We start from the raw sequence: 19,326 nt of genomic DNA, 5'->3' as shown, positions 1-19,326 counted from the left end.
CAACTTTTTCCTCCAGCGTCATTAATGGCAGAAGCAGGTCTATGCGCTGCTCAACAGTTTTATTTTTATCCAGATACGGCTTCTTTTGTGCATTCATATTTCCAACAGTAAACAGGGACAAAACCCCGATAATAATTATTTTTTTATTTTTCATGATGGTTTAGTTAGTTCTTTTTTAGGTACTAAGGTACTAAGATGCTAAGCTTCTGAGATCCTAAGTTTTCCAAAACTTTGCGTCTTAGCGTCTTTGAGAGATTCGAACTATACATTTTTAGCTTCGACTTCACTAAGCCTGGCAAAGCAGATCAATAATCTAAAATCTTGCTTCTTTTCCCTTCTCTCTATAACTCAGAAATAAAACAAGAAGCAGGCAAATTCGCTTTATTAAACAAATCTGACTGAATCGTATTTCCCCATGCAAATCTCACTTTTGCTGGAGAAGCTACTTTTTTACTTGTCACAATCACTTCGTTATTTTTAATCGAAGCTTCGGCTGGATAGAAAACTCCATCTATTCCCGCAACCTCGAATTGATTCGATTTTTTGTCTTTAAAGTATAATCCGTCTCCGTAGTCAAAAGAAACGATTACTGTATTTTTATCCACTTTAATTCCTTTAAAAAGTGGTCCATTAACCAAGTTAGAATTGGTTTTATAAGTTTCTGCTAAAGCCAAATTCGCTAAACGAATTCCAACCGATTTTTTATTTTTGGGATGAATATCAATCGTATCCGAAATATCGCTAATTACAACCATTCCTGTTTTTGAAACTTCTTTCAATAATTTTCTCTGAGAATCTCTAACCGTTACGTTTGAGAAATTATTTGAACCATTTTTAAATGGCGCAATCTGAACGTAATAAAATGGAAAATTATCATTCCATTCTTTTCTCCAAGAAGTAATTAAGGCTCCTAAAGTTTTATCATAAACTAACGAACCAACATTAGATTCTCCTTGATACCAAAGCGTTCCTGCGATTTTAAATCCGACAATTGGATAAATCATCGCATTATAAGCACGTCCAGGTTGTCTTGGTCCATATTCTTGTTCGTTAAGCTTTTTTGCATTTTCTAATAAAAGCGGATCATTATTTACCACATCTTCTGGCATCCAGATTTCAGCCGGAGTTCCGCCCCAATTCGAAGAAATTAATCCGATTGGAACATTTTTTAAATCTTCGCGAAGGCGTTTAGCAAAAAAGTAGCCAATCGCACTAAAATATTTCATGGTTTCTGGAGTCGATTCTGTCCAATTTCCCAGCAAATTATTCTGCGGACTTTCCGCCGTTAATTTCGGAACGGTAAAAAACCGAATGTTTGGATTCGTGGCATTTTTCATTTCTTCTTCTCCATCATCAATTCCCCAACTCACAGACATTTCCATATTTGATTGTCCAGAACAAAGCCAAACTTCTCCAATTAGAATGTTTTTTAAAACCACTTCATTGTAGCCCTTTATAGAAATAGTAAAAGGTCCGCCCGCTTCTGAGGTTTTAATCGTTAATTCCCATTTTGCTTGGTTGCTGGCAACGGTTTTATATTCCTGATTGTTCCAACTCGAAACTAGTTTAATTTCTTCTTTAGGATTTGCCCAACCCCAAATTTTCACTTGAGAGTTGCGTTGTAAAACCATATTATCACTAAAAATATTCGGAAGCGAAATGTTTGCCATCATAGTACTGGAAATCAATAAAAAGAAAACAAACTTATAGATATTATTTTTCATTTAGCAACTTCTTTAAAAATGGAGCATATTCGTTTGCCAAAACCTTATGTTCTGCAAGATCTGGATGTCCTGAACATCCGCTTGGAGTCATTGGTTTAAATTTGAAAATCTGAATTGGTTTATGTGCTTTATCATTCGCGAAAGCGTTTTTAACTTTATTCAGACAATCTTCAAAAACAACTCCTCTTTCTCCTCCAACCATTGGACTATTCGTAATTACAATCTGTACTTTTGGATTATGTTCGTACAACATTTTTATAAAATTGATGTAATTCGAAATGTATTTTTCTGGATTAAAAGGCAATCTTTCTTTTTTACCATCTCCGCCAGAAAAATCATTTGTTCCTAAAGCAATACTGATAATATCAGGTTGAAAAGCAAAATCATATTTAGGTTTTGATGCATCTTTCGTTAGATATAAATTTGGATAAGCATCTGGCATTATAGCTTCGTCTTTATTCTCATCATTCCAGTTTCTATACATTCCGATTCCAGAAACGCAGCTCATTAAGTAATCTGCATCGATTTCTCGTGAAAGTGTTGGTCCATAAGCATAATAACCGTTATGATGATCCATGTATTCTCCTTTATCACAAGGAACATCAGACGGATCGCTAGCCGCGCCACAAGTAATAGAATCACCAATAAATTCTATTTTCTTTTTCTTTTTAAACGAAATCGGAATTAATTTCGAAGTTGTTCCAGCAAACAAAATATTGCCGCTTTGGGCTTCAGTATTTTTATAAATTTCTAGTCGATGTTCTTTTTTACTTGAAGTCACTTTTATTGGAAATACCTGCACAGCTCCTTTTTCAATTCTGATCTTCCCAATATATTTACCGTCCAAAACCAATTGAACATAATTATGATGTTCATAAGCGTCTACGCTTTGAAGTGAAATTGAACACTCTTTTCCTGTAAAATTGAAAGAAACAGATGAAGCTGTTCCGATTAAAATGACATTATCATTTTGCAGTTTTTCTATTCTGCCCTGATATAAGAAAGTTTTATTTGAATTTAGTGTTTGCGAAGTCGAAATAACTGAAATCAGCAAAAACAAAATTAAAAGGGCTATTTTTTTGGGAAACATAATTTATTTGTTAAAATCTAAATACGATTCACAAATATATTGGAAAGAGAATATCGAAAAAGATACTAAAATGTCAAAAAGTAATAAAAAAACACCACACAAACACATCACTTTTGGATTTCATAACGTTAATTCTTACAAGTGCATCAAATAGTATTGCTTTGAAATGCTTAATTTGCCGTTTTTATTTATCAATCCAATAGTTTTTATAGCCCAAATGAAATTACGTCTTTTTACTTTTCTATCTGCCTTTATATTATTTTCTTCTTTTACTTTCAAAAAGAATAGTGAACAAATTCTAGTTCAAAATTCTAATATTCAAACCGAAATCAATCGTGATTCTATTGTTGCTTTTGCAAAAAAACATTTAGGAATTCCGTACAGGTACGCCAGCAGTAATCCGCAAAAAGGATTTGATTGCTCGGGTTTTGTGGGTTATGTATTTAAAAATTTTGGAATGACGCTTCCGCGAAGTTCTAGCGGTTATAAAAATATTGGTAAAACTGTAAAACCAGAAGATTTTAAAGTTGGTGATATTTTAGTTTTTTACGGATATAAAAACAGAAATATTGTAGGTCACGTTGGAATTATTTGTGAAGCCAATGGAATGCATTCGAAATTTATTCATGCTTCATCAGGAAAAGCACAGCAAGTAACTATAACAGCGCTTGACACAGAACATTATACCAAACGCTTTTATAAATGTGTTGATGTCTTGGAGAAATAGTTTTTTTTAACCACTAATTTATTTTTTTGCCACTCCCGATAGCTATCGGGATAAAAAGATTTGCACAGATTTTTTTAATCCTTTAATCTGTGGCTTTTATTTTTTGCCACGAATTGCACTAATTTTCACTAATTTTTTATTTGCAATACTATAATTTAATTCGTGTAAATTCGTGCAATTCGTGGCAACCTTACACTTTTATTCTTCGGTTAAGAGTTTAATTAGACTTTCATCTCTTCCATAAATATCTTTGTAGAAGTTTAGATTTCCTTCGCGATCAACCCACGCGGTAAAATATCCGATGTATACCGGAATTTTTTTCTTAAGCGTATACCAGCTTTCTTTTCCTGCATGCATGGCTTTATCAATTCTTGCAGGATTCCATTGCGGATCTACTTTTAATAGTTCAATTGCCAATTCACGTGGTTTTGCTACACGTACACAACCATGACTAAATGCTCGGCTTTCTCTTTCGAACAAACTTTTTGAAGGTGTATCATGCAAATAAATATTGCTTGAATTTGGAAATAAAAACTTCACTAAACCCAAAGAATTATTTTTTCCTGGAAGCTGACGAACCGCGCCATTATTCCACTCCAGATTTTTCTTTTGCAGATAATTTTTATCCTTTGCCATTCCGGGTTTAATCTCCGAATTAATAATGCTCGTTGGTACATTCCAATACGGACTAAAAACAATATTACTCATCATTCCGCTAAAAATAACGGTTTTGGTCATTGCTCTTCCAACCACAACTGGAGAGATAAAAGCAATTTTTCCATCTTCAATTATATACAGTTTAAATTCAGGAATATTAACTTCGATATATTTTTGACCTTTTTCTAATTCAGGATCAATCCAACGGCAACGTTCCATATTCACGATGATTGTTTTGATACGTTCTGAAACTGGAATATTTAAATCATTTATATGCTCTAATAAAATGGTGTTTTTTGGAGTATAACCGTGACGTGCTTCATAGTACTTCATAGCTTTCATTAAAATGGTATCGCAAACGGCACTTTTATTATCTTCCTTAATATCTTTTGTTATAAAAAGCCTTTCTCTAATTTGAGCAACAATATCTGATGAATCTCCAACTTTTAACGCTTTGTAATCTTCACCAGTTTCGATAGTTTTCCAACCGCCGTTTTTCTCAATTTCTCTATATTCTTTTAAAGCATCACGAAGCTTGTAATACTGGCTGAACATCTTTTTCTTCTTATCATCCAAAATGGTTGATTTCTTAAAAATAGAATCTGAAAGTACTTGATAGTTGAATTTTTTTCTTGGCAAAAGCCATTCTAACGAAATACTTGTTTTTTCATCAAAACCTGCATATACTTTTTCGGCATAATAGTAATACAAATTTGACAGTAGTAAATCGGTATCTTCTTTGGATAATTTTTTGGTTGGATTGTTTTCGAAAACCGAATTTAGTTCTTCTTTATAAGGATAATTGGCTTTTAATCCTTCTTGATCTAAATTTTTGTATTGATTGAATAATGTACTTCCAAACTCAACTACTCCTTTATTATCCTGCCATAATTGAGTTGATTTGTTTTTTTGATACAAAGCGGTTACATCATTTTTAAATTTATCCAGTTTAGGATAATTTTCATAAAACTTCGCAATGCGTGCGGTGTCAATTGTAAGTTTTAATTCTGGAATTTTTTCAACTTTTTTTATCGATTTTTCTTCCTTCTTATCGGCTTTCGAATTACACGAAAAAACAACGAAAAAAAAAACTGCAATTAAAGGCGTATACCAAATTTTCATAAGTAGATTTTTTTATTAAAAGTAAATCTGTTGAGCTTAATTATTTTCAACACATACAAACATAATTTTTTGAAAAATTAAAAAAAGGCGTTTCGCTAATTTAAATGCACATAGTTTATCTATGTGTCGAAACTTGTTTCTTTTTAATCCCTATTTTTAGACTTAAAAATCTATGTTTCTATGTATTAAAGTCTATTTTTTAAATTCTATTTAATGAGTTAAAAGTAGAAAAATTTCTATTAAATCAAAGAATTCCGAAACAAATCTTAACCATATTTTTTTGAAATTTAAGCGTTTAATAAAAAAATAAAAAGCTCCAAACAATTTTCATGTCTGGAGCTTTCGCCATATAACCAACCTATTAAAAATCTTAGATAACTGTACCTTTTAAAGTAAGTACTTTAGGTGTTGTTTCTGCACTAGTTGTTACAGTAACTGTTTTTGTAAAAGCACCTTTATTTGCAGCATTGTAAGTTGCAGTAACTTTTGCAGATTTACCTGGCTGAATTGGTTCTTTTGTGTAATCTGTAGCTGTACATCCGCAAGATCCTTGTACGTTTGTAATAACTACAGCTGTTTTTCCTGTATTTTTAAATTCGTATACAATTGCTTTTGGAGTTCCTTGCGGAATTTGTCCTACATCAATTGTTTCTGCTTTCCAAACAATTGTAGAAGCTGCAGCAGTTTCTGAAATTTCATTATCTGAAACTAAAGATTGTACTGGCGCAATTGCCGAAAAAGACATTAGGCCTAAAGCCAAAGCTAACATCGAAATTTTGATCATTTTCATAACTGATATATTTAAAATGGTTTGTAGTTCATTTTGATATTACAAAGGTAATTCAGACAAAAACAAATCGCTGTTAACCGCTTTCAAACGTTTGTTAATGACTTGTTAATCGCTTATTTTCAGGCTAAAATTGATTAATATTACACTCTTAAAATTCTGCATTCTTGAAAATTAATAAACTTAACAGCATCATTATCTTAGGATTGGTAGCCATCATTAGTATTTTGGTGGCGCAATTGTTATGGACAAAAGAGGCTTTTACAATCGAACAAAAAAAACTTAGCCAAAAAGCACATATTGCTTTGCTAGAAGTGGCTAAAAAATTATACGAAGGAACTAATCATGAACTTCCGGTTCAGAATCCTGTACAGAAAATTGCAAACGACTATTATATTGTAAATGTCGACAATGAATTTGAACCTGATATTTTAGAATTTTATCTAAAGACAGAATTCAAAAAAATGAATATCACGACCGACTTTGAATATGCAATGTACAATTGCCAAAGTGATGAAATGATTTATGGCGATTATATTTCGCTTTCGAAGAAAAAATCAGAATGTAAAAAGACTGTTTATTTTCCTAAACATAAAAATCTGGTTTATTATTTCGCTGTTCGTTTTCCAAATGAAACCACCTATTTATTCAGTTCTATGCGTTTTTGGTTTATTCTTTCAACCGCATTGATTCTGATTTTATTGATTTATGTGTATTCTATTTTTACACTTTTACAGCATAAAAAATATTCAGAACTGCAGCGTGATTTCATCAATAATATGACGCACGAATTTAAAACTCCTTTAGCATCTATTCTTATTGCATCGAAATATTTGATCGAACAAAAACCAATTAAAGAAGATAAAAAACTTTTTACTTATACCGATATTATTATCAATCAAGGAAATAAACTAAACGGCCACATCGAAAAGATTCTAGATATTGCAAGATCTGATTATACTCCGTTAGAACTTAAAAAAGAAAGTATTTTAATTGTTCCGATTATTGAAGAGACAATAGAAAACATTAAACTAAAATATCCTGAGGCTTCTATTACAATTGAAACCGTTTCAAAAGAATATTTGCTTGAAACTGATACTTTTCATTTTGCCAATTTAGTTTATAATTTATTGGATAATGCTATAAAGTATTGTAATGAAAAACCAGAAGTTACAATAAAAATCATTGAAGATAATAATTGTCTAAAACTCGAATTTATTGATAATGGAATTGGCATTAATCCTAAAAAAATATCTTTTATCTTTGATAAGTTTTACCGCGTTCAGAACGAAAAAAGTAACGAAGTTAACGGTTTTGGACTTGGTTTATATTATGTAAAAGAAATCTGCAGTTTGCAAAACTGGAAAATAAAAGCCGAAAATAATCAAGAAAAAGGTGTTACTTTAACTTTATCAATTCCTTACAAAAAATGAAAAATTTCAAAATACTATATGCCGAAGACGACGAAACCCTTGCGTTTTTAACCAAAGATAATTTGGAGCAAAATAATTATGAAGTGATTCATTGTTCTGACGGAAAATCGGCACTTAAAATTTTTGAGGAAGAAGAATTTGATGTGTGCATTTTTGATATTATGATGCCAAAAATGGATGGTTTTGAGCTTGCAGAAGCAGTTCGGAAAATTGATGTTAATGTTCCGATTATTTTCCTTTCGGCTAAAACTTTAAAAGAAGATCGCATTAAAGGACTTCGTCTTGGGGCAGATGATTATTTGGTAAAGCCTTTCAGCATTGAAGAGTTACTTCTGAAAATTGAAATTTTCTTGAAACGATCTCAGAAAAATATTCCGCCTGCAAAAACAATTTATGAGGTAGGAAAATATCAGTTTGACACTAAAAATTTCATTCTTTTTAATGACGAAGAAAAAGTTGGATTAACCCAACGTGAAGCCGAATTATTGAAACTTTTTCTAGATCATAAAAATTCTGTTTTAAAACGCGAACAAATCTTAACCTCTTTATGGGGAACAGATGACTATTTTATGGGAAGAAGTCTAGATGTTTTTATTTCGAGACTACGTAAAATTTTAGCCAACGAGCAAGGCATTTCGATTGAAAACCTACATGGAATTGGGTTTAGATTTTCTATTGGGTAAACTTTTTTTCTTAAAGTAAAGTAACCACAAAGTTTTGTCATTCCGACGGAGGAGGAATCTCCATGACAATATTCCACAAAGCTATTCCAATCTTTGACGAGCTACTTACGGAGATTCCTCGTTCCTCGGAATGACAAACTAGGCTTGAAAAACTTTAAATAACATACCTGTAACCACAAAGTTTTGTCATTCCGACGGAGGAGGAATCTCCACGACAATATTCCACAAAGCTATTCCAATCTTTGGCGAGCTACTTACGGAGATTCCTCCTCCGTCGGAATGACAAACTAGACTTGAAAAACTTTGTCTTCGAATTAATATTCCAAAAATTTCAATTCAGGATTTATAGTTTTAATTAAATCAATTTTCTTCTCTCTCCTCCATCCTTTAATTTCTTTCTCCCTCGCAATCGCTTCTTGAATCCAAGTAAATTTTTCGTAATAAAGTAAGAACTCAACATTGTATTTCGAAGCAAAAGTTTTATGGTTCAATAAAATATTCTCTTTATGCTTTATTAATCTCTTTTTTAAATTATTAGTAACTCCAACATAAAAGACAGATTTCGATTTATTTGTCAAAATATAAATGAAATACGTATGAAAACCTTCTTGTAAATGCATAAATTTAAATAATGACAATACTACTAAAAATAAAGAAAAATCTGTAAATTAATTTTAGAAAAACTTTGTATTTTTAGTATCTAATTTTCTTGGATATGAAATTACATCATTTGCGAAATGCCACTTTGGTAATTGAAACAGAGAAGCATGTCATTTTAGTTGACCCAATGTTAGGTAAAAGAAAAACAATTCCGCCTTTTACTATTTTCAGATATAAACCGAAAAGAAATCCGTTGGTGGCACTGCCAAAAAACAGTCGCGACATCTTAAGTCGAGTTACGCATTGTTTGATTACACATTTGCATGCAGATCATATTGATAAAGCCGGCGAGGTTTTTTTAAGACGAAAGAGCATTCCTGTTATTTGCAGTTCTAAAGACGAAAAAGCACTTGTTCAAAGAGGACTTAGTGTAATTCAGACTCTAGAATATTGGGAACCACAAAAGTTCTTAGACGGAAAAATTACTGGAATTCCAGCTATTCATGGTTATGGTTTTATCGCCAAATTAATGGGAAATGTCATGGGATTTCTTATTGAATTAGCCGATCAAAAATCAATTTATATTAGTTCTGATACTATTTTTACAGCACATGTAGAAAAGGTTTTAACGCAATTTAAACCTGATATTTCGATTGTAGCCTGCGGAACCGCAAGACTAGATATTGGACAGCCATTATTAATGCGAATGGATGACATTTTAAAATTTGTCACACTTGCTCCTGGAAAAGTTCTGGCAAATCATTTAGAGGCTTTAAACCATTGTCCGACAACAAGACTTCAATTAAAAACAGCTCTTTCAGATCATGGCCTTTTAACTAAAACTTCTATCCCAAATGATGGAGAATGTATTGAATATTAAAGCACCAATAATCCAAATTCACGCAAAGTGTTTATAGGTTTAGAGTACCAGAACAATTCGAAATCTTCCAATTCGGTTTCAAAATCAGTTTTGACTTCTTGAAAAGTATAATTTTTAGAACCTGAAACGGCTATTTTTGATAAAATCGCAACTAGCCATTCGCCTTCTTCTTTGCTGGTTTGAATATCGAAACTTTCTTTTTTATCGTGAAAAGTCAATGACATCATTTCCCAACTTCTTCCTTTTTTCGATTTCGTAAATAAAGACACTGAAGGTTTTCCGCCCAACCAAACCACTTTTGCATTTGGTTTTGTATTGAAATCGTTTTGTTCTTCTAAGGCATTAAAAATAAAATCGGGATGAATTTTTGTTTTCGGAATTTTAAAATCGAACCAATCTTGCAATTCGTAATCAAAACAGATTCCATGCATGAAATTGAAAAGCGATTTCTTTAACCCGAAACTGAATTTATCGTGATTGATTCCTGTAGAATCAATGTATTCTATATCATTATTAGCAAAAGTTCCTATTACTTCTGTTTTCTTTGTCACCCCAAATTTCTCTGGATATAATCCGACTGGACTATGCGCCGTAAGAGCAAATTGATGCCAAAAACCAGATTGTAAAACTCCAGCTTCAAACAATTGGCGAACCATTTCTAAACTATCAACCGTTTCCTGAATCGTTTGTGTTGGATATCCATACATTAAATACGCATGAACCATAATTCCTGCTTCGGTAAAGTTTCGGGTAACTTTTGCCACTTGTTCTACTGTAACTCCTTTATCAATTAATTTCAACAATCGGTCTGAAGCAACTTCTAGACCACCTGAAACAGCAATACAGCCAGAAGCTTTCAGTAACAAGCATAAATCTTTTGAAAAGCTTTTTTCAAATCTGATATTTGTCCACCATGTTACGGCGAGTTTTCTTTTTAGAATTTCAAGAGCTAGAGCACGCATTAAAGCTGGCGGTGCGGCTTCATCAACAAAATGAAATCCGTTTTGACCTGTTTTTTCTATCAATTCCTCCATTCGATCACAAAGCAAACTTGCCGCAACTGGCTCGTAAACTTTTATATAATCTAAAGAAATATCGCAAAAAGTACATTTTCCCCAATAACAGCCATGCGCCATTGTGAGTTTATTCCATCTTCCATCGCTCCACATTCTGTGCATCGGATTTACAATTTCGATAACCGAAATATATTTATCTAAAGGAAGATCTGAATAATCTGGTGTTCCTACATAAGCTTGTTTGTAATCGTGTTTTAAAGAATTGTTTTTGTAAACGACTTCTCCGTTTTCTAATAAAAAAGTTCTTTTAAAAGAATCAGAATCTGGATTTTCTAAATGAAAAATTAATTCTTCAATTGGGACTTCTCCATCATCTAAAGTAATGAAATCGAAAAACTCAAAAACACGTTTATCAGAAAGCGAACGTAATTCGGTATTTGGAAAACCTCCTCCCATTGAAATTTTTATTTCAGGATGATTTTCTTTTACCCATTGTGCACATCTAAATGCGCTGTATAAATTCCCTGGAAAGGGGACAGAAATTAAAAACAAGGTTGGCTGTACGACTTCGATTTTAGATTTTAAAAGCGAAATTAAAATCGAATCGATGTAAGTTGGTTTTTGCTGTAAAGCTTCGTATAACTCATCAAAAGAATTGGCACTTCGTCCTAAACGTTCTGCATATCGGCTGAAACCAAAATTTTCATCGACGCATTCTACAATAAAATCTGAAATATCTTCAAGATATAGCGTTGCCAAATGTTTTGCTTTGTCTTGAGTTCCCATTGTTCCAAAAGCCCAATCCAATTCTTCTAGCTGTGCAAAACGAGAAGCCTCGGGCAAAAAATCTTCCTGACAAATCTGTAAAGCCAAAGTTGGATTTTTCCCTTGCAAAAACTGAATTACAGAATCGATTGTTTTGATGTATTCGTCTTGAAGAGCAAAAATACGTTTAGAATTATCTGAGATTTCAGAGTCAAGTTGAAACTTAGAGCTTGAGATTTCAAACAAATCAATAAGCCCTTTTTTTGAAAACAATTCCAAAATCACATCAATACCCAAATCTGCCTGAACCGATTCGATACTTTTAGTGTTTAAAAAACCTTTTATATACGCCGTTGCCGGATACGGTGTATTCAGTTGTGTAAAAGGCGGCGTAATTACAAAAAGTTTCGTTTTCAAAAGAGTTTTTTTTTGCAAAAATAAGGGATATTTAGAATTATTCGACAAAAGAAATAAATCCGAATTATTTGGCTAACATCTCTTAATATTTTAAATTTTTATTATTGATATTAAACTTACAAAAACATTTTCTTTTCATATTTATGGCATTGTATTTTGGCTATATTTGCCAACAAAATTTCCTTAAATGAAGCTTAGAACTTTACTCTTATTTATTGTTTTTATTAAATATTCTTGTGTTTTTTCGCAAGAAATTAATCCAAAATCTTCCCGTAATTTATTATTAGAAGATAAAGATGGCCATCTAATTCAAAATTTGGAACAGCAAAAGCAATTTTTGAAAATCAGAGAGGAAAAGATGAAGGCAGAAGTCTTGAATTTGCAAAAGGCAATTTTTAATTCAGGCAACGGAAATTTGACTTCAAAAACAGCAGCGACTCTTCAAGGCGTAGAAATGTGTACTAATTCAGGTTTTGAGCAATATGAAACGGTCAACGGAAACAGTTATCTTAAGAATTTTCTTTGTACAATTGGCGATCCTCCTGGTCCAACGCAATGCCAATCAATAAGTAATACTGCCGACTCGTATATTAATCGCTATAATCCTAATAATATGGATATTATGGCAACTACTGTTTCTTCCAATTTAATTGACCCTTATATGGGAGACATTAAAGCATTTGACCAATATGCTCTTAAAATCAATTATGAGAACTCCTCTACCTATGGCTCTATTGTTCAAGGCAAAAGGTTTAAAACCAATAATGAAAATTATCTAAAATTTAATTACAAAGCTGTACTGCAAAGTGTATACGACGATAGCCATACGGATAATCAAGCTTTTGTAAAAGCACGTATTTTAGATAAAAACAAAAAAGTTGTGAGTGAATTTTGTTTGGTTGGAGACGAAAAAAATTGTATTTTCAGTAAGGTTCCAAGTCAATATTCTGATTTTGTTACTTTATATACTACCAATTGGCAATCTGGAATATTGGACATTTCATCAATTCCAAATAATGAGGAGTTTACCGTTGAATTTATGGCTTCAAGATGTGGATTGGGCGGGCATTTTGGGTATATGTATATTGATGATGTTTGTACCTTACACTCTGCAGAAAACTTGCAAGGTTCTATAGAACTTGATCCTTTGAATAAAGTTTGTCCGACTTTACCAATTTCAGTTTGTGGCAATTATACTATTCCTAATTCTGGAGGAATTTCTGCATCAGTAAAAAAAATCACTTTAAATGTTTACAACAGTAATAATGTGTCTGTTTACAGTACATCAACTACTTCAAGCTTAGACACAACAAATAAAAAATTTTGTTTTACATTAAAAACCAGTGATTTTCCAAATATTACAAATGCTAATTATAATGTAGGCGTACAAATAGATTATAACATTTCTGGGACTTCATGCTCCGGAACCACATTTGATTCTGCTACAGATCCTGATGCAAATCCTGGTTGGGATATTTCTTTTTTAAATTGCTCTTCAAGTTGTACTATTAATGTAACAACTGCAAAAATATCTCAATGTGATGCCAACCGCGATGGAACTGAAAACTTTAATTTATCTACATTAAATTCTTTAATAGTTCCTTCTACAACGGGGTTAAATTTTAGTTATTTCAAAAATTATAATGAAGCAGAATCCAACTTGAATGCTATCACCAATTTTACAAGTTATCCAAGTTCAAGTGCTTCTATTTTTGTTAGAGTAAGTAAGGATGCAACTTGTTATAAAATAATTTCTGCCAATTTAGAGGTGAGAAATCCAACAGCAAATATTACAGGTATTTTAAATGTTTGCTCTGGAAGCACTGTATTAACCGCTTCTTCTGGAGCTTCGTATTTATGGAGTACAGGGGCAACTACCCAAAGTATTACGGTAACTTCGCTAGGAAATTATTCTGTTACTGTGAAGGACTCTTTTGGATGTTCCAGCGATGCAAGTGTTAGTATCGAACCTAGCCAAACTGCTGTGTCTCCTACCTTGCAAATTACGCAACCTTCTTGTTTTGTAGCGACAGGAACAATAAAAGTAACTTCACCGGCATCACAATACAGTTTTGATGATGGCGCAACTTGGGAGACAAACGCTACAAAGAGTAATTTATACCCTGGAAACTATTTAGTAAAAATAAAGACTGTAAATGGATGCACTTCTTATTCGCAAAGTGTTACTATTACAGCGGCTTCTACTTCGTATCCAAATTACAGTTATACCAATCCTCTATTTTGCGGAGATACGGGCAGTATTACTATTATAACTCCAGCTTCATACTATAGTTTTGATGATGGTAAAACTTGGGGAAATAATCCTACTGCTAACAATCTTTTACCTGCAACTTATAAAATTCGAACCAAAGATTTACAAGGTTGTATTTCATCAGCAAATAATGTACTCATTAGTAGCAATACTTTAGAAACTCCAACTTATACAATCGTACTGCCCGCTTGTAATACAAAAGGAAGCATAACCATCAATACTCTTTCTGATTTTTATACTTTTGACGGAGGAACTACATGGGTTACAAATAATAAAATGAGCAACTTAGATGCAGGAAGTTATTCTTTAGGAATAAAAAATGCTTTAGGTTGTACTTCTGGTTATTCCTATGCTTATTTAAATGATTTTAAGGACTCCTATCCCGAATATACAACTGAACAGCCTGTTTGCGGAAGGGACGGAAGCATTACTATTACTACAGTAGCAGATTCATATAGTTTTGATAATGGAGCAACTTGGACTAGCAATAATGTTAAAACTTTACCTTTTGGAACCTATCAAATAAAAATAAAAAACAGTGCAGGATGTATCAGTTCTGCTAATTATGTTTATTTATATCAGCCTTATTTGGATACCCCGATTATTAGCTTGGAACAGCCAACTTGTGGTACAAATGGAAAAATCACTATCAACTCATTATCCGACTTTTATAGTTTTGACAATGGCGCAACGTGGACAACTTTAAATTCTAAATCATTACCTCCTGGCATTTATAACATAATTATAAAAAATAGCCTTGGCTGTACCTCTTATCCAAATACTGCTTATTTAAATAATCCAAATATAGATGTACCCGATTACACTGTTGTTCAACCCACTTGTACATCTCCGGGTAGCATTAAAATAAATACAACTGCTAGTTTCTATAGTTTTGATGGAGGTTATACTTGGGGAACTTCTCCTTCATTACCAAATCTTACTTCTTATGGATATTACAACATTGCGATAAAAAATAGTTTAGGATGTGTTTCTAACTCTGTAAGCGTTCAAATTAACAACGCAAGGCTTCCTGATCCAGATTATACAGTTACCAACCCTAGTTGTGGAAATATTGGCAATATTACATTCAACACTACTGCAGATTATTACAGTATAGATTATGGTTCAACCTGGAGTACAAGTAAGGTTTTTAATAATTTAAGTCAGGGGTCTTACTATTTAATGATAAAAAAAGGGAATTGTACATCCAATTACATTTCCATTTATATGGATTCTTCGATGCTGGCACAACCTAATTTAACCACAGTTCAACCAGGATGCGGAACAAAAGGCAGTATTAAAATTAATACTACTGCAAGCTTTTACAGTCTTGATGGGACAAATTGGGTAACAAGTCCTGTTTTTTCTAACCTATCTCCAGGATATTATTACCCCGTGATTAAAAATGCTCAAGGTTGCGTTTCTAACTCGAACTCAGTATATCTTCAAGAGTTTTATCTGCCCAATCCTACCTTCAAAATAACACAACCTACTTGTGGAACTGGAGGAAGCATAAACTTTACTTCAACTGAAGCACAATACAGTATCGATGGAGGTAGAACTTGGAGTACTAATCCTTTATTTACTAATCTTAGTCCAAACTCTTATTCTTTGGTAGTAAAAAATGCCTCTGGTTGCACATCTAACCCATACAACGCATACGCATACTTACAACAATATTATTTGCCTAACCCTGATTTTACAGTAATCCAGCCAACATGCGGCGTTAATGGAAGCATTACTATTGCAACAGTTGCTGCTTTTTATAGTTTTGACAATGGTAATACTTGGACAACTAAGCCTGTTCTTTCTGGACTCACTTCTGGTTATTATAACATTATGATAAAAAACGCGACAGGTTGTAAATCTTATGGTTTATCAGTAAACATTAATCCTTATTATCTGCCCAATCCAAACATAAAAGTAGTACAACCTAGCTGCGGAAACGACGGTAGCATTACCGTTACAACTCCTGCTGACAGTTATAGTTTTGATGGAGGCACCACTTGGACTACAAATCCAATTTTATTAAATCCCGCAAATACGTCTTATAGTGTACTTATTAAAAATGCAACAGGTTGTAAATCAAATTCACAATATGTTTACATATACAAGTATTACCTACCGTCACCAAATATAACTTCTATTCAGCCTACATGCAGTAATCCTACAGGAACTATAATCGTAAATTCTACTGCAGACCAATATAGTTTTGATGGAGGAACAACTTGGACTACAAACCCTATAAAGAAAAATTTAGCTGACGGCTCATACAATGTAATAATAAAAAATACTTTAGGCTGTACCTCTTCTAGTAGCTATACTTATATAAACACTCCACCTGCAATTCCTGCAGCACCCGATGTGAAGATAGTTCAACCTTCTTCTTGTGGCGCAACCGATGGTACCATTACCATAACAACACCAGCGATTAGTTATAGTTTCAATGACGGAAACAGTTGGACAACGAGTCCTACGAAAGTAAATGTAGGAGCTGGTACATATATTATTAAAATCAAAACAAATTCATATAGTTGCGAATCATTAACAACTATTGCCAACTTGAGTTCTGGCACTACAATTGCGGCTCCAAATTTCACTACAACACAACCAAATTGCACCTCTTCAAAAGGTTCTATTACCATTACAACAAATGCATCAACTTATAGTTACGACAATGGGTTAACTTATGTTTTTTCTAATACAAAAACTGATCTATCTCCAGGTACTTACTTCGTAAAAATTAAAAATTCAGTAGGTTGTGTTTCAGATGCTGCTAAAGTCACGATATCGCCATTATCACCGCTTGCAGCTCCTGCTTTTACAACAACTCAGCCCACATGCACCAATTTTACAGGATCAATTACAATTAATACCGCTGCTGATCTCTATAGTTTTGATAACGGAATTACATTTGGAACATCTAAAACAAAATCTAATTTATCTGCAGGAACCTATAATTTGATGATCAATAAATCTGGTTGTATTTCTCTTGCTGTACCTGTGACAATACAAGCTGCACCTGTAATACCCGAAGCGCCACAAGTTGTAGTTACTGAACCAACGGGCTGTAATTCGGCTACTGGAAGTATTATGGTTACTACAGTTGCAAATCAATATAGTTTTGATGATGGTCTTAATTGGAGCAACAGCAATACCGCCAGTCTATCTCCTGGAAGTTATTTTATCCGAATAAAATATACAAATGGCTGTCCATCTATTGCGTATAAAGCAACTATAAATGCAGCGCCAGATGCTCCCTCGATTCCAACTTTAAATGTTACTCAACCTACTACTTGCAGCAATCCATTTGGCTCAATTTCGATTACAAGTACTGCAGCTCAATATAGTTTTGACAATGGTAAAAATTATTCAGCCAATCCAAATTCGGGTAATTTAGTTGCTGGAACCTACATTGTTCGAGTTAAAAATAGTCGTGGCTGTGAATCTGCTCCATTATCTACGACCATTAATCCTCCAACAGATTATCCGAGCAATCCTGCATTTACAACCATCCAGCCCGATTGCAATAATCCTAAAGGTACTATTACAATTACCGATGTTGCATCAGAATACAGTTTTGATAATGGTGATAGCTGGGTTACAACTGAAGTGAAATCAAATCTTGACCCAAAAACTTATTCTATTAAAGTGAAAAATAATAAGGGCTGTATCTCAAATGCAACCACGGTTACTATAACTCCTTTTACAAATTTTACTCCAAAGCCTACTCTTGTAAGCCCTCAAACATTCTGTATTCAACAAAATGCGACATTAAATTCAATTACAATTGCAGGACAAAACATAAAATGGTATGACGCATTAACAAACGGATCTCTCTTGTCCAATACAACTTTGCTTCAAAATGGTAAGATTTATTATGCTTCGCAATCTATAAATGGCTGTGAGAGCGAAAGAGTTACCGTGTCTATAAAAATTCAAGATACTCCTGCTCCTTCTGGAGATGCAAATCAGACATTTTGTACAGGACAAAGTGCAACTTTAGCAACTATTAAAATTACGGGAACTTCAATAAAATGGTATAACGCATTAAACAATGGTTCTTTATTAGCAGAAACCACAAATCTAGAAAATGGAAAAACTTATTATGCTTCTCAGACAGAAAATAATTGTGAAGGATCTAGATTGGCAGTTACAATCTCAATTATAAACACACCAGTAGCTCCAACTGCAAATGGAAATCTAGAGTTTTGTAAAAATGAGAATGCAAAATTAAGCAACATTCAAATGACAGGTCAAAACATAAAATGGTATGACACCGCTTTTTCTGCTGCCGCACTGGCAAATACTACTTTGTTGGAAAATAATAAAACCTATTATGCTTCGCAAACTGTTGGATGCGAAAGCGATAGAATACCAATTCTAGTCCACGTTTATGACACTGCCCTACCAACCGGTAAGAGTAGTCAGCAATTCTGTATTGACCAAATTGCTACTTTAGAGAACCTTAATATAAAAGGAACAGATTTAAAATGGTACGATTCCGCAACTAATGGAAGTCTTTTGTCTGAAACTAATTTATTAGAAACCAGAATATACTATGCAACACAAACAGTAAATAACTGCGAAAGTGAAAGATTTGCTGTATCAGTAAAAATTCAGGATACTTCAATTCCATTTTCAGATTCGCCACAATCATTTTGCATTCAAAAAAATGCCAAAATCAGTAATATTGCTATAGATGGTCAAAATATAAAATGGTACGAAAGTACTTCAGCAAACAATCCTTTATCTGAATCAACTTCTCTTGAAGACGGAATAACTTACTATGCTTCTCAAACAATCAGCGGCTGCGAAAGTGATAGAATTCCTGTGACGATAAATATTCTTGGAGCTACAACATCGGAATGCATTCATTTTGTTGAAGAACTTCCTTATCCAAAATTCTTTACTCCAAATGGTGATGGCCATAATGACACTTGGACAATCGATCCTAATTATTTGGCTCCTAATTCATCTATTAGAATATTTGATCGCTACGGAAAACTCATAAAAGAACTAAGATTAAATAATTCTTGGGACGGAAATTACTTAGGAAATCAAGAACCTTCTTCAGATTATTGGTTTACGGTTACAAGATTTAATGGAAAAGAATTTAGAGGACACTTTTCTTTAAAAAGATAAAAAATTAT

Annotated in this window: 11 protein-coding genes; 5 read left to right on the top strand and 6 right to left on the bottom strand. The window is 33.0% G+C overall.

Annotation, left to right across the window (positions count from 1 at the left end):
* Positions 1–341: 341 nt before the first annotated feature.
* Together JC605_RS22705 and JC605_RS22700 are read right to left on the bottom strand one after the other, a co-directional pair.
* Complete coding sequence (locus tag JC605_RS22705) at positions 342–1,724, bottom strand: sialate O-acetylesterase (RefSeq protein ID WP_198858362.1); 1,383 nt, start codon at positions 1,722–1,724, stop codon at positions 342–344.
* A complete protein-coding gene (locus JC605_RS22700) occupies positions 1,714–2,814 on the bottom strand; it encodes an SGNH/GDSL hydrolase family protein (protein ID WP_198858361.1) in 1,101 nt (366 codons plus the stop codon). The genes JC605_RS22705 and JC605_RS22700 overlap by 11 nt, the downstream gene beginning before the upstream one ends.
* 217 nt (positions 2,815–3,031) lie before the next feature.
* On the opposite strand from JC605_RS22700, the gene JC605_RS22695 reads away from it, so the two are divergent.
* Positions 3,032–3,541, top strand: coding sequence for a C40 family peptidase (locus tag JC605_RS22695; protein WP_198858360.1), 510 nt, complete (start codon positions 3,032–3,034; stop codon positions 3,539–3,541).
* Positions 3,542–3,739: 198 nt separating this feature from the next.
* Here JC605_RS22695 and JC605_RS22690 read toward each other — a convergent pair whose 3' ends face one another.
* Positions 3,740–5,320 (bottom strand): murein L,D-transpeptidase, encoded by a 1,581-nt coding sequence (locus tag JC605_RS22690; RefSeq protein ID WP_198858359.1) that lies wholly within the window; start codon positions 5,318–5,320, stop codon positions 3,740–3,742.
* A gap of 370 nt (positions 5,321–5,690) precedes the next feature.
* Complete coding sequence (locus JC605_RS22685; RefSeq protein WP_198858358.1) at positions 5,691–6,110, bottom strand: DUF1573 domain-containing protein; 420 nt, start codon at positions 6,108–6,110, stop codon at positions 5,691–5,693.
* 164 nt (positions 6,111–6,274) lie between these two features.
* Between JC605_RS22685 and JC605_RS22680 the strand changes: the two genes are divergently transcribed.
* Together JC605_RS22680 and JC605_RS22675 are read left to right on the top strand one after the other, a co-directional pair.
* The gene (locus tag JC605_RS22680) at positions 6,275–7,540 is read left to right on the top strand and encodes a sensor histidine kinase KdpD (protein ID WP_198858357.1); all 1,266 of its coding nucleotides are present in this window, start codon (positions 6,275–6,277) and stop codon (positions 7,538–7,540) included.
* The gene (locus JC605_RS22675) at positions 7,537–8,223 is read left to right on the top strand and encodes a response regulator transcription factor (protein WP_198858356.1); all 687 of its coding nucleotides are present in this window, start codon (positions 7,537–7,539) and stop codon (positions 8,221–8,223) included. The genes JC605_RS22680 and JC605_RS22675 overlap by 4 nt, the downstream gene beginning before the upstream one ends.
* 314 nt (positions 8,224–8,537) lie before the next feature.
* Here JC605_RS22675 and JC605_RS22670 read toward each other — a convergent pair whose 3' ends face one another.
* Positions 8,538–8,843: a GIY-YIG nuclease family protein gene (locus tag JC605_RS22670; protein ID WP_198858355.1), complete on the bottom strand. Its 306-nt coding sequence runs from the start codon at positions 8,841–8,843 to the stop codon at positions 8,538–8,540.
* Between the two features lie 95 nt (positions 8,844–8,938).
* Here JC605_RS22670 and JC605_RS22665 point away from each other — a divergent pair, with 95 nt between their 5' ends.
* The gene (locus JC605_RS22665; RefSeq protein WP_198858354.1) at positions 8,939–9,703 is read left to right on the top strand and encodes an MBL fold metallo-hydrolase; all 765 of its coding nucleotides are present in this window, start codon (positions 8,939–8,941) and stop codon (positions 9,701–9,703) included.
* Here JC605_RS22665 and JC605_RS22660 read toward each other — a convergent pair.
* Positions 9,700–11,901: a radical SAM protein gene (locus tag JC605_RS22660; protein WP_198858353.1), complete on the bottom strand. Its 2,202-nt coding sequence runs from the start codon at positions 11,899–11,901 to the stop codon at positions 9,700–9,702. The two genes, JC605_RS22665 and JC605_RS22660, sit on opposite strands and share 4 nt — an antisense overlap.
* A 187-nt stretch (positions 11,902–12,088) precedes the next feature.
* Here JC605_RS22660 and JC605_RS22655 point away from each other — a divergent pair, with 187 nt between their 5' ends.
* Positions 12,089–19,318 carry a T9SS type B sorting domain-containing protein gene (locus JC605_RS22655; protein ID WP_198858352.1) on the top strand — a complete coding sequence of 2,410 codons (7,230 nt, stop codon included), beginning with the start codon at positions 12,089–12,091 and terminating at the stop codon, positions 19,316–19,318.
* Positions 19,319–19,326 lie beyond the last annotated feature (8 nt).

Source organism: Flavobacterium sp. IB48 (genome assembly GCF_016405855.1).
Classification (GTDB): domain Bacteria; phylum Bacteroidota; class Bacteroidia; order Flavobacteriales; family Flavobacteriaceae; genus Flavobacterium; species Flavobacterium ginsengisoli.
The sequence above is the reverse complement of the archived record's forward strand: the minus strand, read 5'-3'. Positions and strand labels throughout refer to the sequence as shown.

What these genes read in the sequence shown, in the direction of transcription:
- JC605_RS22675 (WP_198858356.1), top strand. Translation starts at nt 7,537, where the DNA reads ATGAAAAATTTCAAAATACTATATGCCGAAGACGACGAAACCCTTGCG.
- JC605_RS22665 (WP_198858354.1), top strand. Translation starts at nt 8,939, where the DNA reads ATGAAATTACATCATTTGCGAAATGCCACTTTGGTAATTGAAACAGAG.
- JC605_RS22670 (WP_198858355.1), bottom strand. Translation starts at nt 8,843, where the DNA reads ATGCATTTACAAGAAGGTTTTCATACGTATTTCATTTATATTTTGACA.
- JC605_RS22655 (WP_198858352.1), top strand. Translation starts at nt 12,089, where the DNA reads ATGAAGCTTAGAACTTTACTCTTATTTATTGTTTTTATTAAATATTCT.
- JC605_RS22685 (WP_198858358.1), bottom strand. Translation starts at nt 6,110, where the DNA reads ATGAAAATGATCAAAATTTCGATGTTAGCTTTGGCTTTAGGCCTAATG.
- JC605_RS22695 (WP_198858360.1), top strand. Translation starts at nt 3,032, where the DNA reads ATGAAATTACGTCTTTTTACTTTTCTATCTGCCTTTATATTATTTTCT.
- JC605_RS22705 (WP_198858362.1), bottom strand. Translation starts at nt 1,724, where the DNA reads ATGAAAAATAATATCTATAAGTTTGTTTTCTTTTTATTGATTTCCAGT.
- JC605_RS22700 (WP_198858361.1), bottom strand. Translation starts at nt 2,814, where the DNA reads ATGTTTCCCAAAAAAATAGCCCTTTTAATTTTGTTTTTGCTGATTTCA.
- JC605_RS22690 (WP_198858359.1), bottom strand. Translation starts at nt 5,320, where the DNA reads ATGAAAATTTGGTATACGCCTTTAATTGCAGTTTTTTTTTTCGTTGTT.